Consider the following 13,318-nt stretch of genomic DNA (forward strand, 5'->3'; position numbering starts at 1 on the left):
GCGGCGGTTGGGCGGCGGTGGGGTCTGGCTCGGGCGGCGCGGCGGCTCGCCGGGCGGCCCGACGACCGGGATGCGACCGGACGACGGCGGGCCGACGACCGGGATCCGGCCCGAGGACGGCGGGCCGACCACGGGGATCCGGCCCATCGAGCCGGGCCCGTTGACCGGGGGCGTGGCGACGGTGGGCGGGCCGGGCGCGGGCGGCGGAGGTGGCTGGCGGCGGCGCTGCGGCGGCTCGACCGGCCGCTGGAAGTCGGTGCGGCTGGCGCGGTGCGAGGTGCGTCCCGGTGGCGGGGTGTCGTCGCGGATGACCGGCATCTCGCCGCTCTCCGACATCACCCGTTCGATGATCGCCTGGGCGCCGGTGTCCTCGACGTCGTCGGCACGCCGGCGGCGGCGACGGGGCGCGCGCTCCCCCGACTCCTGTCCGTACTTGGCGAGCAACTCAGCGACGGTGCGCTGGGTGGGCTCGGGTCCGCCTTCGTGACTCATTGACTCCACCGTGCCCGGAGAGGGGCGTATCGTCCAGCGGATCGGCCTGCGTCGCTCCGCACAGCGCTCATTATGGGCATCAGGAATCCTCGCCGTTGGTCCGGTCCAGCCGCCGTAGGATGACGCCCTCGCGCAGCGCCCACGGGCAGATTTCCAGCTCTGACACGCCCATCGCACTCATCGCCGCCTGTGCTACCAGCGCGCCGGCGACCAGCTGCGGTGCCCGGTTCGCGCTGACCCCCTCGAGTTCGGCCAGGTCGGCGGCCGGGATGCGGGTGACGAACGCGACGAGCTGGCGCAGGCCGGGTTCGGTGAGCACCCGGCGCACCCTCGGGCCCGCCGAGGACGGTGCGGCGCCGGTGAGCCTGGCCAGCGACCGGAAGGTCTTGGAGGTGCCGACGACCCGGTCCGGCCGGCCCTGTTTGGCCAGCTTCTTCGCCACCGGGGCCAGTTGTCCGGCCAGCCACTCGGCGGTGGCGTCCACCTCGGCACGGGTGGGCGGATCGCCGGTGAACCGCTCGCGGGTGAGCCTACCCGCGCCCAGCGGCAACGACCTGGCGAAATCGGGGTCCTCGTCGATGCCGGCGGCGATCTCCAGCGAGCCGCCGCCGATGTCGAGCACCAGCAGCCGGCCGGCCGACCAGCCGTACCAGCGGCGGGCGGCGAGGAAGGTGAGCCGCGCCTCGCCGTCGCCGGGCAGCACGCGCAGTTCGACACCGGTCTCCTGGTGGACGCGGCGCAGCACGTCGGGGGCGTTGGTGGCGTCCCGGACGGCGGAGGTGGCGAAGGCCAGCAGGTCCTCGCAGCCGAGTTTGGTGGCCGACCGGCTGGCTCCGGCGACGGCGGCGACGAGTTCGTCGGCGCCGGAGGCCGACAGGTCGCCGTCGGGGGTGATCCGTTCGGCCAGGCGCAGCAGGGAGCGCTGTGAGCTGGCCGGCATCGGGTGCGCGCCTCGGTGCGCATCCACGACGAGCAGGTGGACGGTGTTGGAACCGACGTCTAACACCCCGAGGCGCACGGGGCGCTAGGTTACCGGTAGGTCGCGAACCGGGAAGCCTTTCCTCACGATTCGAACTTGTACCCCAGTCCGCGCACGGTCACCAGGTGGCGCGGCGACGCCGGATCGGGTTCGATCTTGGACCGCAGCCGTTTGACGTGCACGTCCAGGGTCTTGGTGTCGCCGACGTAGTCCGCGCCCCACACCCGGTCGATCAGCTGGCCCCTGGTCAGCACCCGGCCGACGTTGCGCAGCAGGTACTCCAGCAGGTCGAACTCCTTGAGCGGCAGCGGGATCTCGACGCCGTCGACGGTCACCACGTGCCGTTCGACGTCCATCCGCACCGGGCCGGCGGCCAGCACCTGGGGCTGGAGCTCGCCGTCGCCGGCCTCCCCGCCTCGGCGCAGCACCGCGCGCACCCTGGCGATCAGCTCCCGCGCCGAGTAGGGCTTGGTGACGTAGTCGTCGGCGCCGATCTCCAGGCCGACGACCTTGTCGATCTCGCTGTCCCGCGCGGTCACCATGATCACCGGCACGGTGGAGCGCTGGCGCAGCGCCCGGCACACGTCCGAGCCGCTCATACCGGGCAGCATCAGGTCGAGCAGCACGATGTCGGCGCCGTTGCGGTCGAACTCCTCCAGCGCCTGCTGGCCGGTGCTCGCGACGGCGGCGGTGAAACCCTCCTTGCGCAGCAGGAACGCCAGCGGGTCGGCGAAGGACTCCTCGTCCTCCACGATCAGCACCCTGGTCACGACTGTCCTCCATCTGTGGAACCTGACCCGTTGCTGTGGGCCGGGATACGCAACGTGAACGTGGAGCCGGTTCCTGGCCGGCTCCACAGCTTCACCTCGCCGCCGTGGTTGGCCGCGACGTGCTTGACGATCGCCAGGCCGAGGCCGGTGCCGCCGGTGGCCCGCGAGCGCGCCCGGTCGAGGCGGTAGAACCGCTCGAAGACGCGTTGCTGCTCGTCGGCGGGGATCCCGATGCCCCGGTCGGTGACCGAGATCTCGACGTAGCCGCCGACCTGGCGGCGGCTGACGGACACCGGGCTGCCCGGCGGGGAGTAGGCGACCGCGTTCTCCAGCAGGTTGGCCAGGGCGGTGACCAGCAGGGTGCGGTCGCCCTCGACGAGCAGGCAGCTGTCGGCGTCGGTGGCGATGTCGATGCCGGTGGTCTCCATGGACAGCTGGGAGCGCGACAGCGCGTCCCGCACGACGGCGTCGACCTCGACGGCGTTGAGCTCGGGCAGCCGTTCGGCGCCCTGCAGGCGCGACAGCGCGATCAGCTCGGTCACCAGGGTGCCCAGCCGGGTGGACTCGCGCAGGATCTTGCCGGTGAACCGGCGCACGGCCTCGGGGTCGTCGGCGCCGTCGAGCACGGCCTCGGCGAGCAGCGCCATGGCGCCGACGGGCGTCTTGAGCTCGTGGCTGACGTTGGCGACGAAGTCGCGGCGGGTGGCCTCCAGGCGCACGGCCTCGGACTCGTCGGCGGCGTCGACGGCGTAGAAGCCCTCGCCCAGCGGGCGGACCTCGCCGCGCACGGCTTCCGGTCCCCGGCCGACCGCGACGCCGCGTTCGGCCGGGAACAGCTCGATCTCGACCGGCTCACCGGTCTCCTGAACCAGTTCGACGGCCTTCTTGGTCTCCGGGTCGACGCGGCGGTTGCGCACGACGCCGAGTTCCACGGCGCGTTCGTTGTGCTGCACGACGTCGCCGAACTCGTTGAGGATGACGATCGCGTTGTGCGATGACTGGACCAGCCGCTGGACCAGTACGGAGATGCTGGGGCCGGGTGGGGTGCGCTCGGCGGGTCGCCGGCGAAGCCAGGCCACCGCGAATCCGAGGACGAGACCGACCAGCAGCGCCGCGGCCGTCAGGAGCGTCCAGACCAGATCGGTCACGAGCGAATCGTAAGCAGCTCAGGGGTGGTGGGGACCAGTCCTGAGCGGCTCCGGGTGATTGTCCTGACATCCAGAACGCCGTAATTCGCTCCTCGGCCAACCCGCGTTCACCCGATCGTGTCCAACCGGGCGAGTTCGTCGACCGACAGCCGCAACGCCCCGGCGGCGACGTTCTGCTCCAGGTGGTTGAGATCCCCCGTTCCGGGGATGGCGAGCACGTTCGGTCCCTTGTGCAGTGTCCACGCCAGCCGGACCTGGGCCGGGGTGGCGCCGTGCGCCGCCGCGACCTCGGCCACGACCTCGTCGGCGGTGCTCGCCTGGTCGCCGCTGGCGATGGCGAAGAACGGGACGAACGCGATGCCGTGCTCGGCGCACAGCGCGATCAGCGCGTCGTCCTCGCGGCGGGTGCCCAGCCCGTACTGGTTCTGCACGCAGACGACCGGCGCGATCGCCAGCGCCTCCGCGAGGTGCTCCGGCCCGACGTTGGAGATGCCCAGCTCACGGATCAGGCCCTGCTCACGCAGCTCGGCGAGCGCGCCGAACCGGTCGGCCAGCGACCCGGCCCCCCGGTCCAGGGCCTCGCCGATCCGCAGGTTGACCACGTCGAGGTGCTCCACGCCGAGCTGGCGGATGTTCTCCTCGACCTGCCCGCGCAGCCCCTCGGGGGTGGCCTGGGGGAGCCAGGCGCCGTCCGGTCCGCGCCCGGGGCCGACCTTGGTGGTGATCACCAGGTCGTCGGCGTAGGGCGCGAGCGCGCGGTTGATCAGCTCGTTGGAGCTGCGGCGGGGGGAGAAGTAGAAGGCGGCGGTGTCCAGGTGGTTCACGCCCAGCTCGACCGCCCTGCGCAGCACGGCGACGGCGACGTCGCGGTCACGTTCGGCCCCGCCGAGGGTGCCGAACGGCAACCGCATCGCCCCGAACCCCAGGCGGTTGACGGTGAACGCGCCGAGCCGCCAGGTGCCGGCGGCGCTGGCGGTGATCGTGGAAGAGGTCATGTCTCCAGCCTGTGCGGCCGGCACGCGCGCCGCCACGGATGGCAACTTCTTGCCGGTTGTGGCGCCTCGGTGGCGGGACGGGAAGACTTCGTGGCATGGAGCTGACCGGGCAGGTCGCGGTGGTCCGCGGCGAGGAGGAGCTGTTCGCGCGCACCGCGCACCTGTTCGCGGGCGCCACGGAGATCAACTGCGCGGCCAACGACCTGAACACCTGGGTCGCCGCGCGCCGACCGCCACCGGCGCCCGCGCACCGCCCGGCCGGCCTGCGGGTCCGCAAGATCTACCGGCCCAGCGTGGTCCTCGACCCCAGGTCGGCCGAGCAGCTGGCGGCCAGCCGCGCCGCCGGTGCCGACATCCGGATCACCCAGGACGAGATCAACGAGACGATCATCCTGGACCGGCGCACGGTGATCCTGGCCGGCGACCTGACCGCCGGGACCCGCAGCTACAGCGTGATCCAGCTGCCGGAGGTCGTGCAGGGCGTCGTGTCGCTGTTCGAGGCCGCCTGGCGCGCCGCGACCGACCTGGACGTCTACGACGCGCAGACCGCCGAACTGCGCCAGATCGCCCCGCGCGTGCTGGAGTTCCTGGCCTCGGGCGGCAAGGACGAGACCGCCGCCCGGGCGCTGGGCCTCGGCGTACGCACCTACCGGCGCCGGGTCGCCGAGCTGATGGCCGCCCTGGGCGCCGACTCCCGTTTCCAGGCCGGCGTCCGCGCCCGCGAACTCGGCCTGGTCTGAGCGCGGGATCCGACCCTTCCGGCGACCGGTGGGCTCAGCGGCCCTGGTTGGCGACCGCCGCGGCGGCCTTGGCGGCTGTTTCCGGGTCGAGGTACTCGCCGCCGGGGGTCAGGGGGCGCAGGTCGTCGGTCAGGTCGTAGCGCAGCGGGATGCCGGTCGGGATGTTGAGCCCGGCGATGTCGGTGTCGGAGATGCCGTCCAGGTGCTTGACCAGGGCGCGCAGCGAGTTGCCGTGGGCGGCGAGCAGGACGGTCCGGCCGGCGCGCAGGTCGGGGACGACCTCGGCCTCCCAGTAGGGCAGCATCCTGGCGACGACGTCCTTGAGGCACTCGGTCCGGGGGGCGGCGTCACCGAGGTCGGCGTAGCGGGGGTCGGCGTCCTGGCTGAACTCGCTGCCGAGTTCGATCGGCGGCGGCGGGGTGTCGTAGGAGCGGCGCCAGCGCATGAACTGTTCCTCGCCGAACTCGGCGAGGGTCTGCTTCTTGTTCTTGCCCTGCAGGGCGCCGTAGTGGCGTTCGTTGAGTCGCCAGTCGCGCTTGACCGGGATCCAGTGCCGGTCGGCGGCGTCGAGGGCGACGTTGGCGGTGGTGATCGCCCGGCGCAGCAGCGAGGTGTGCACGACGTCGGGCAGCAGGCCGGCCTCCGCGAGCAGCTCACCGCCCCGGTGGGCCTCGGTCATCCCCTTGTCCGACAGCGGAACGTCCACCCAGCCGGTGAACAGGTTCTCCGCGTTCCAGGTGCTCTCGCCGTGGCGCAACAGGACGAGGGTTCCGATGGAGTGCATCGATCCAGCCATGTCGGAAAGCGTGCCAGATCTGGCAAGAGCAAGCACTACCACCCATTCGGGGGATTCCCGAGGGCCAAACACACGGCCAGTTGCCTTTCAAAGGAGTACCGTGACTCAAAAGTTACCTACGGAACGCAATTAACCGAGCGCAAGATATGCCGTGGCCTTGTGTAACCGCCCGACTTCTGACAGGTTGACACCCGCCCTACCGGATCAGCTCCCACGCACTCCCTGATCCGAGAGGGCAGCAGTACGGCTCGTCTCCCCTGCCGAGCCGTACCCCGCCCGGAATCCCAGGGTGCCCCCCGCCTCAGGGCTCCGACGCGGCGGGAACCCACGCGGCGCGGCTCGAGATCGCGACTCCCCCCTCGCTCGAGCCGCGCCGCGATCCCGCCGGAATTCCCACTTGCCAACGGCGAGGGCCTCAGCCCTGCTCCTGGCCGGGTGTGAGCATGTGTTCGAAGGCCCGCAGATTGGCCAGCGACTCCCCCCGCGAGACCCGCCACTCGTACTCGCGCCTGATCGAGGTGGCGAAACCGATCTCCAGCAGGGTGTTGAAGTCGCCGTCGGCCGCCTCCAGCACCTGGCCGAGGATCCGGTCCAGCTCGTCGGGCGTGACCGCGTGCGGCGACAGACGCCCCACCAGGTAGATGTCGCCGACCTTGTCGATCGTGTACGCCACCCCGTAGAGCTTGGCGTTGCGCCGCAACAGGAACCGGTAGACCTCGGCGAACGCCTCGTCCGGCCGCCGGCACACGAACGCCTCCACCACCAGCGCGTGCTCACCCAGTTGCAACCAGCAGTTGGTCTGCAACTTCTTGGTACCGGGCAACGTCACGAAGAACCGGCCGGCGGACGGGTGGTCGTAGACCAGTTCCCGCTCGTCCAGTGTGGACTTGATCATATTGTCGAGATCGGTCACAGCCGTCACACTGCCACGTCGCGCGCGAACAACGCCCGGCGGAACGCCCCCTGCGCCTCGACGTAGCCGGCGACCAGCGCGTCGGTCGTGTGGTCCCAGGAGAACTCGCCCGCGTGCGCCACCGCGCCGGCCGACAGCCGCGTCCACAGCCTCGGCTGGGCCACCACCTGGCGCAGCGCGTCGGCCCAGTGCACCGCCTCGTGCCCGCCGACCAGCATCCCCGAGTTCAGGTGCGACACCGCCACCGGCAGCCCACCGACCGCGGCCGCCACCACCGGCGTCCCGCACGCCTGCGCCTCCAGCGCCACCAGCCCGAACGACTCGTTGTGGCTGGGCACCGCGACCGCGTCGGCCGCCCGGTACACCTCCACCAGCGCCTGGCCCCGGCGCGGCGGCAGGAACCGCACGACGTCGGCGATCCCCAGCTCGGCGGCCAGCTCCTGCAACGAGGTCGGCGCCTCCAGCCCGGTCCCCGACGGTCCGCCGACCACCACGACCACCAGCCGCTCACGCGGCACCGCCCCGGTCGCGACCAGCTCGGCGGCCGCGCGTAACAGCACGTCGGGTGCCTTGAGCGGCTGGATCCGGCCGACGAAGGCGAGCACCACGGCGTTCGGCGCGATCCCCAACGCGGCCCGCGCGGCCGCCCGGTCACCCGGGCGGAACAGCTCCAGGTCCACGCCGGGAGCGACCGTGTTGACCTTCTCCGGCTCGGCGTCGTACAGGTCGGTCAGCTGCGCGGCCTCCACGGCGGTGTTGGCGATCAGCTGGTCGGCCTGGTCCACGACCTGCTGCTCGCCGATCTCGCGGGTCCTCGGCTCGGGGGTGTCGCCGTCGGCCAGCGCCGCGTTCTTGACCTTGGCCAGGGTGTGCGCGGTGTGCACCAGCGGCACCCCCCAGCGGTCCCGGACCAGCCAGCCGACCTGGCCCGACAGCCAGTAGTGGGAGTGCACCAGGCCGTAGTGGCCCGGCTCGTGGCGGGCCTCCGCGCGCTGCACCCCGGCGGTGAACGCGCACAGCTGGGCCGGCAGTTCCTCCTTGCCGAGGCCCTCGAACGGGCCGGCGTGCACGTGCCGCACCAGCACCCCCGGCGCCAGCTCCGCGACCGGCGGCAGCTCGGAGGAGGTGGCCCTGGTGAAGATCTCGACGGCGATCCCGCGCCGGGCCATCCTGGTCGCCGTCTGGGTGATGTACACGTTCATCCCGCCGGCGTCGCCGGTGCCCGGCTGTTCCAGCGGCGAGGTGTGTACGGACAGCACGGCGACCCGGTGCGGCGGCCGGTGGAGCTCGATCACAGACACGCACAACTCCCGACTAGTGGTTCGTCACCGAACCCGCGAACGTTCGCAGCACGTCGTCGAACTCCTCGACCCGCTCGGCGAACGGCATGTGGCCCACGTCAGGAAACCAACGCCGCCGGGCGCCGGGAATCTTCCCGGCGGCGTGCCAGCCGGACGCGAGATCGATCACCTCGTCGACCTCGCCGTGCACGACCAGGGCCGGTACGTCCACGCGTTCGAGCACCTCGTCGCCGCCGAGGTTGCGGTGGAACAGCGCCCGGCGCACGCTCGCCGGCACCCGCAGGCAGTCGGCCAGCCGCCGCTGGACCTGCTCACCGGTCGCCGGCTCGGCGGTCATCCGCTCGACCAGCGACAGCAGCGCCGGCACCGCCACCCTGGCGTCGTCGGAGAGCACCTCGCGCAGCACGGTGCCCATCGCCGGGCCGACCATGCCGCCGGGCCGGCCGGGCCCGATCTCGGTGATCGCGCCGACCAGCACGATCCCGGCGATCCCCGCGCTGCCGCGTTCCCGCAGGTAGTCGGTGATGACCAGGCCGCCGTAGGACCAGCCGACGACCACCGCCGGCTCACCGGCATGGGCCAGGACGGCCGCCAGGTCCCCGGCCCACACGTCCGGGTCGTCGTAGCCGTCGGGCGCGATCCCGGAGTCGCCGTGCCCGCGCAGGTCGGGGGCGATCAGGCGGTGCGCGGCGGTCAGCGCCGGGTCGGCGAACTGCGCGTCCCAGGCCGTGGAGCTCGCGGCCCAGCCGTGCAGCAGCACGATCGGCGGCGACCCGGGCGAACCGGCTTCCCGGACCGCCAGCGGTAGGCCGCCGGCGCCGGCGAGTTCGCGGCGCACTACGACTGCGCCGACATGGTCTGCCACTGGCTCCACGGGATGAGCCAGTCGTAGACGTCGGAGGTGGTCGGGAAGTTCGCCTTGGAGCCGGTGACCTCGACCGGGTCGCCGATCAGGGCGCTGTCGAAGTAGCGCTTGGCGTCGGCCTCGAACAGGTTGACGCAGCCGTGGGAGCTGTTGACCTTGCCGATGTTGGCCCGGTTCTCCTCGTTCTCGTGGATGAACTCGCCGTGGTTGGAGATCCGCACGGCCCACTTCTTCTTGACGTTGGTGTAGCCGTAGCGCGGGTTGGAGAAGTCACCGACCGGCTCCTTGGCCATGACGATGACCGTGCCGTTGGGCGTGTTCAGGTTCGGGTCCTTGTCGTCGCCGTTGCTGGACGGGAACGACAGGTAGAGCTGGCCGTCGCGGTAGACGTTCATCTTGTGGTCGGGGGTGTTGATCTTCACGACCTGGTTGCGGCCGATGGTGAACTGGGTGCTCAGGTCGGCCTTGCCGTAGGCGCCGCCGCCGTAGGGCAGGCCGTAGAGCTTGGCGGTCACGCTGACCTCGGTGTTGGCCGGCCAGTACTCCTTGGGACGCCAGTCGACCTGCTGGTCGTTGAGCCAGCCCCAGGAGCCCTCGACCTCCTGGGAGGTCTCGACGGTCAGGGCCTTCTCCACGGCGGCCTTGTCCTCGACCGGACCCTCGGGGAACTTCACGCTGACCGGCATGCCGACCCCGACGGTGGCGTTGTCCCCCGGGTTGATGGTGGCGCGCGGGGTGGCGGCCGGGGCGAGGGTGGTGAAGGTGCCTTCGAGCTTCTGTTCCTTGCCGTCGGCGTTCACCGCGGTCGCGGCGTAGGTGTAGGCCTTGCCGTAGCCGAGGACCTCGGCCGAGGTCCAGCTGAGCTTGTCCTCGGCGATGGCACCCTCGACGGGTTCGCCCGCCGGGCTGGTCAGCGTGGCCTCGGTCAGCTCCCCGCGCTCCACGGTGATCTTCACCGGGTCGAGCACGGACACCTCGGTGGCGCCGTCGGCCGGCGCGAACGCGATCTTGGCCGGCGCCGCCTCGCCGGCGGCCGCCTGCCCCTGTTCACTGGAGGTGCACGACGCCAGCAACGCCAGGCCCGCCACGAACACGACGACCGAACCGAGTGGTGATCTCAACTGATACCTCCGCGCGTGTGCCTGCGTTTGTGAGGACGCCCCAGGGCCGACCAAGGGTGCGTACCACCGAGTGTGACAGTGGTCATACCCAATCTCCGACGAATCGATGAGGATCCGTCCACGTGAACAACCTCGGTACGGCCGTCGTTACCGGCGCCTCCTCCGGTATCGGCGCGGCCACGGCCCGGCATCTGTCCGCCAACGGTTTCCACGTCGTGCTGGGTGCCCGCCGGATCGACCGCCTACACCCCATCGCCGAGGAGATCGGCGGCACGGCGCTGCCGCTGGACGTGACCGACCCCTCGTCGGTGACCGCGTTCGCGCGGGCCGTGCCCGAGTGCCGCCTGCTGGTCAACAACGCCGGCGGCGCGCGGGGCCTCGAACCGGTGGCCGAGGCGTCCGACGACCACTGGCGCTGGATGTGGGAGACGAACGTCCTGGGCACCCTGCGCGTCACCCGCGCCCTGCTGCCGGCCCTCACCGCGTCGGGCGAGGGCCACGTGGTGACGGTGACGTCGATCGCGGCCACGGAGATCTACGACAACGGCGCCGGCTACACCAGCGCCAAACACGCCCAGTCGGTCCTGCACCGCACGCTGCGCGGCGAACACCTCGGCGAGGCCCTGCGCTTCACCGAGATCCTGCCCGGCATGGTCGAGACGGAGTTCTCCCTCACCCGCTTCGCCGGCGACGAGTCCCGCGCGGCCGGCGTCTACCAGGGCCTGACCCCGTTGACGGCCGACGACGTCGCCGACACGATCGTGTTCGCGGCGACGAGGCCGGCGCACGTGAACATCGACCAGATCGTTCTCAAGCCGCGCGCCCAGGCCTCGGCCACCCGGGCGCACCGGGAGTGAGTTGGCGGTGGGCCGCCGGGCTACCACCCCCGACGCCCACCACCCGGCCCAGGCTCCGCGAAGAACATGACGCCGTGGGCCCATTCTGGCGGGAAGCCAGCTGTCACGTCCCCCAGAATTAGGGAATACCATGCACGTATTCCCTGCGGACAAAGATCGAGTGCTCTCGTCACGGCTCGCTCACCAGCATAAATTCGCAGAACTTCGCGAGGGCTAGCGCTTCGTAGCCGGTGCCTTCTAGGGTCCGAACACGCCCTTAACCAGGCACACGAACCCAGGCTCCGCGAAGCATGACACCAGCGAGGTGACGCTTGATGACGCAGACCCATGTCCCGGTAATCGTCGCCGGGGTGGTCGCCCTGGCCTTTCTTCTACTGGTCGGATTACTTGTCTGGCGGCTCACCGCGACCACTCCCGGCCGGGCGGGACGAATTCTGGTGTCGGTGGCGGCGGTGCTCGCCGGACTGCCGGCCGTGCTGTACGCGCTGCTCAACGAGCAGGCCTGACATGGGCCTCGGACTCGTCGAGGAGACCGTCAGGTGGCACCGCCGAGGCATGGAGGAGCCGTGGCTGCGGGACTCGTTCATGGCCGGGCTCTCCGCCGAGGCGATCCACCGGCTGGAACGGCACGCGACCCTGCTCACCGACACCGACGAGATCGACTGGACTGCCGCCGACGCGCCGGTGGTGATCGTTCTCGCCGGCACGGTCAAGGTGTACCTGCTCCGTTGGGACGGTCACCTGGCGATCGACCGGATCGCCGGCATCGGCGACGTGGTCAACGGCGAGCACCTGTTCACCGATCACCCGGTACCGATGCGTCTCGACAGGACCTACGCCGCCGCCATGGCTGTCCCCCGGCGGAAGTTCCGCGATCTCCTCGACCAGGACCGGGAGATCCAGGAGGCCCTGTGGCGGGCCTTCGCCCACTGGCACCAGGAAGCCGCGGTTCGGCACTCCCACTCCGGCCGCCGGGTCGAACGGCGGCTGTGGGCCTTCCTCGTCGGCCTGGCCCGGCGCCACGGAACCTCGACGCCCCAGGGCATCCGCCTGATCGTCGGACTGACCCAGGCGGATCTCGCGGCGGCGATCGGGGCGTCGCACCAATCGGTCGAGGCAGCGCTTCGGCGGTTGCGGCGCGCGGGAAAGCTGACCACCAACTACGGCTGGTGCGTGCTGCACGAGGTGCCGAGTGAGGACGAGCTCGACCAGGCCGGCTAGATGGTGCAGTCGACCAGGACCGGTTCCGGGTGCAGTTCCACGCCGAAGGCCTTCATGACGCCCTCGCGGATGTCGCGGGCCAGGGTCAGCAGGTCGTCGGTGGTGGCGGTGCCCCGGTTGGTGAGCGCGAGGGTGTGCTTGCTGGACAGGGTCACCCGCTCACCCGGCCCGCGGTGGCCCTTGGCGAAGCCGGCGCGTTCGATCAGCCACGCCGCCGACAGTTTCGACGCCCCCGGGCCGGCCGGGTACTGGGGCACCGGGACGTCCTCGCCGACCCGGGACGCGATGCGGCGGCGGACCTCACCGAGGTCGCGGTCGAGCACGATCGGGTTGGTGAAGAACGAGCCGACGCTCCACGTGTCGTGGTCCTCGGCGTCCAGGACCATGCCCTTGCCGCGCCGCAGTTCCAGGACCGCCGCACGGGCCTGTGCGACCGGAACCTGGCGGCCCTGGCGCACCCCAAGGACCCTCGCCAGTTCGGTGTAGCGGATCGGCGCGGACAGGCCGCCGTCGGTGAGTTCGAAGCGCACGCGCAGGACGACGGCGCGTTCGCTGCCCTTGAGGACCGACGTGCGGTAGCCCAGGCCCAGCTCGTCCACCCCCAGGGTGCGGATCTCGCCGCTGGCCCGGTCCAGCAGGTCCACCGAGATCAGCAGTTGGCCGACCTCGACGCCGTACGCGCCGACGTTCTGGACCGGGGTCGCCCCGACCGAGCCGGGGATGCCCGACAGGCACTCCAGGCCGCCGAGGCCGGCCTCGACGGTGCGGCAGACCACGGCGTCCCAGTCCTCGCCGGCCTCGACGGTCAGGGCGACGCGGCCCTCGCCGAGGGAGTCGATCTCGCTGCCCCGGTTCGCGACCCGCACGACCGTGCCGGGGAAGCCGGCGTCGGCGATGACCAGGTTCGACCCGCCGCCCATGACCAGGACCCGCTCGCCGCGGGTGTCGGCGGCTCTGACCGAGGCGGCCACGTCCTCGGCCGAGGAGGCGGACACGAAACGGGCCGCCGGCCCGCCGAGGCGCAGGGTCGTGTAGCCGGACAGGGGCACCGCAGCGCGGTCCACGAGTCCGTCCGCACCGATGGGGAGGCTGGTCATGGGCTCCAACGGTAACCTCCGTC

General features: G+C 71.6%; 14 protein-coding genes and 1 pseudogene. 4 read left to right on the top strand and 11 right to left on the bottom strand.

All coding sequences use genetic code 11. The features are described 5' to 3' along the window. The 5 genes and pseudogenes from BLA60_RS40480 to BLA60_RS40500 form a co-directional block, all read right to left on the bottom strand. Window positions 1–492 (bottom strand): annotated as a pseudogene (locus BLA60_RS40480) (hypothetical protein); the annotation flags it as partial. A gap of 79 nt (window positions 493–571) precedes the next feature. Beyond that, on the bottom strand, window positions 572–1,510 hold the full coding sequence (locus BLA60_RS40485; protein ID WP_075138410.1) for a Ppx/GppA family phosphatase: 939 nt from the start codon (window positions 1,508–1,510) through the stop codon (window positions 572–574). A gap of 44 nt (window positions 1,511–1,554) precedes the next feature. After that, window positions 1,555–2,241, bottom strand: a complete 687-nt coding sequence (locus BLA60_RS40490; protein ID WP_075138411.1) for a response regulator transcription factor — start codon at window positions 2,239–2,241, stop codon at window positions 1,555–1,557. Then, window positions 2,238–3,389 (bottom strand): sensor histidine kinase, encoded by a 1,152-nt coding sequence (locus BLA60_RS40495; protein ID WP_425427137.1) that lies wholly within the window; start codon window positions 3,387–3,389, stop codon window positions 2,238–2,240. The genes BLA60_RS40490 and BLA60_RS40495 overlap by 4 nt, the downstream gene beginning before the upstream one ends. A 107-nt stretch (window positions 3,390–3,496) precedes the next feature. Then, window positions 3,497–4,384 (bottom strand): oxidoreductase, encoded by an 888-nt coding sequence (locus BLA60_RS40500; RefSeq protein ID WP_075138412.1) that lies wholly within the window; start codon window positions 4,382–4,384, stop codon window positions 3,497–3,499. A 95-nt stretch (window positions 4,385–4,479) separates the two neighbouring features. Between BLA60_RS40500 and BLA60_RS40505 the strand changes: the two genes are divergently transcribed. Beyond that, window positions 4,480–5,124, top strand: coding sequence for a response regulator transcription factor (locus BLA60_RS40505; RefSeq protein ID WP_075138413.1), 645 nt, complete (start codon window positions 4,480–4,482; stop codon window positions 5,122–5,124). 34 nt (window positions 5,125–5,158) lie between these two features. Here the strand turns inward: BLA60_RS40505 and BLA60_RS40510 are convergent, their stop codons facing one another. The 5 genes from BLA60_RS40510 to BLA60_RS40530 form a co-directional block, all read right to left on the bottom strand. Then, window positions 5,159–5,908, bottom strand: a complete 750-nt coding sequence (locus tag BLA60_RS40510) for a phosphoglyceromutase (RefSeq protein WP_075138414.1) — start codon at window positions 5,906–5,908, stop codon at window positions 5,159–5,161. Between the two features lie 427 nt (window positions 5,909–6,335). Beyond that, complete coding sequence (locus BLA60_RS40515) at window positions 6,336–6,815, bottom strand: type III secretion system chaperone family protein (protein ID WP_075138415.1); 480 nt, start codon at window positions 6,813–6,815, stop codon at window positions 6,336–6,338. 23 nt (window positions 6,816–6,838) lie between these two features. Further along, window positions 6,839–8,134: a D-inositol-3-phosphate glycosyltransferase gene (gene mshA, locus BLA60_RS40520; RefSeq protein ID WP_075138416.1), complete on the bottom strand. Its 1,296-nt coding sequence runs from the start codon at window positions 8,132–8,134 to the stop codon at window positions 6,839–6,841. 13 nt (window positions 8,135–8,147) lie between these two features. Continuing rightward, complete coding sequence (locus BLA60_RS40525; protein ID WP_075138417.1) at window positions 8,148–8,972, bottom strand: alpha/beta fold hydrolase; 825 nt, start codon at window positions 8,970–8,972, stop codon at window positions 8,148–8,150. Continuing rightward, window positions 8,972–10,120 (bottom strand): L,D-transpeptidase, encoded by a 1,149-nt coding sequence (locus tag BLA60_RS40530; RefSeq protein ID WP_075138418.1) that lies wholly within the window; start codon window positions 10,118–10,120, stop codon window positions 8,972–8,974. Before BLA60_RS40530 ends, BLA60_RS40525 begins: the two co-directional genes overlap by 1 nt. Before the next feature lie 122 nt (window positions 10,121–10,242). On the opposite strand from BLA60_RS40530, the gene BLA60_RS40535 reads away from it, so the two are divergent. The 3 genes from BLA60_RS40535 to BLA60_RS40545 all read left to right on the top strand — a co-directional run bounded on the left by BLA60_RS40535 (window position 10,243) and on the right by BLA60_RS40545 (window position 12,198). Beyond that, window positions 10,243–10,977 carry an SDR family NAD(P)-dependent oxidoreductase gene (locus tag BLA60_RS40535; protein WP_075138419.1) on the top strand — a complete coding sequence of 245 codons (735 nt, stop codon included), beginning with the start codon at window positions 10,243–10,245 and terminating at the stop codon, window positions 10,975–10,977. Between the two features lie 314 nt (window positions 10,978–11,291). Further along, complete coding sequence (locus tag BLA60_RS40540; RefSeq protein ID WP_075138420.1) at window positions 11,292–11,483, top strand: hypothetical protein; 192 nt, start codon at window positions 11,292–11,294, stop codon at window positions 11,481–11,483. Window position 11,484: 1 nt separating this feature from the next. Further along, complete coding sequence (locus BLA60_RS40545; RefSeq protein ID WP_075138421.1) at window positions 11,485–12,198, top strand: Crp/Fnr family transcriptional regulator; 714 nt, start codon at window positions 11,485–11,487, stop codon at window positions 12,196–12,198. On the opposite strand, the gene BLA60_RS40550 is transcribed toward BLA60_RS40545, so the two are convergent. Beyond that, complete coding sequence (locus tag BLA60_RS40550) at window positions 12,195–13,295, bottom strand: UDP-N-acetylmuramate dehydrogenase (RefSeq protein WP_075138422.1); 1,101 nt, start codon at window positions 13,293–13,295, stop codon at window positions 12,195–12,197. The two genes, BLA60_RS40545 and BLA60_RS40550, sit on opposite strands and share 4 nt — an antisense overlap. Window positions 13,296–13,318: the final 23 nt, after the last annotated feature.

It is taken from the genome of Actinophytocola xinjiangensis (assembly GCF_001921215.1).
GTDB classification, from domain to species: Bacteria; Actinomycetota; Actinomycetes; order Mycobacteriales; family Pseudonocardiaceae; genus Actinophytocola; species Actinophytocola xinjiangensis.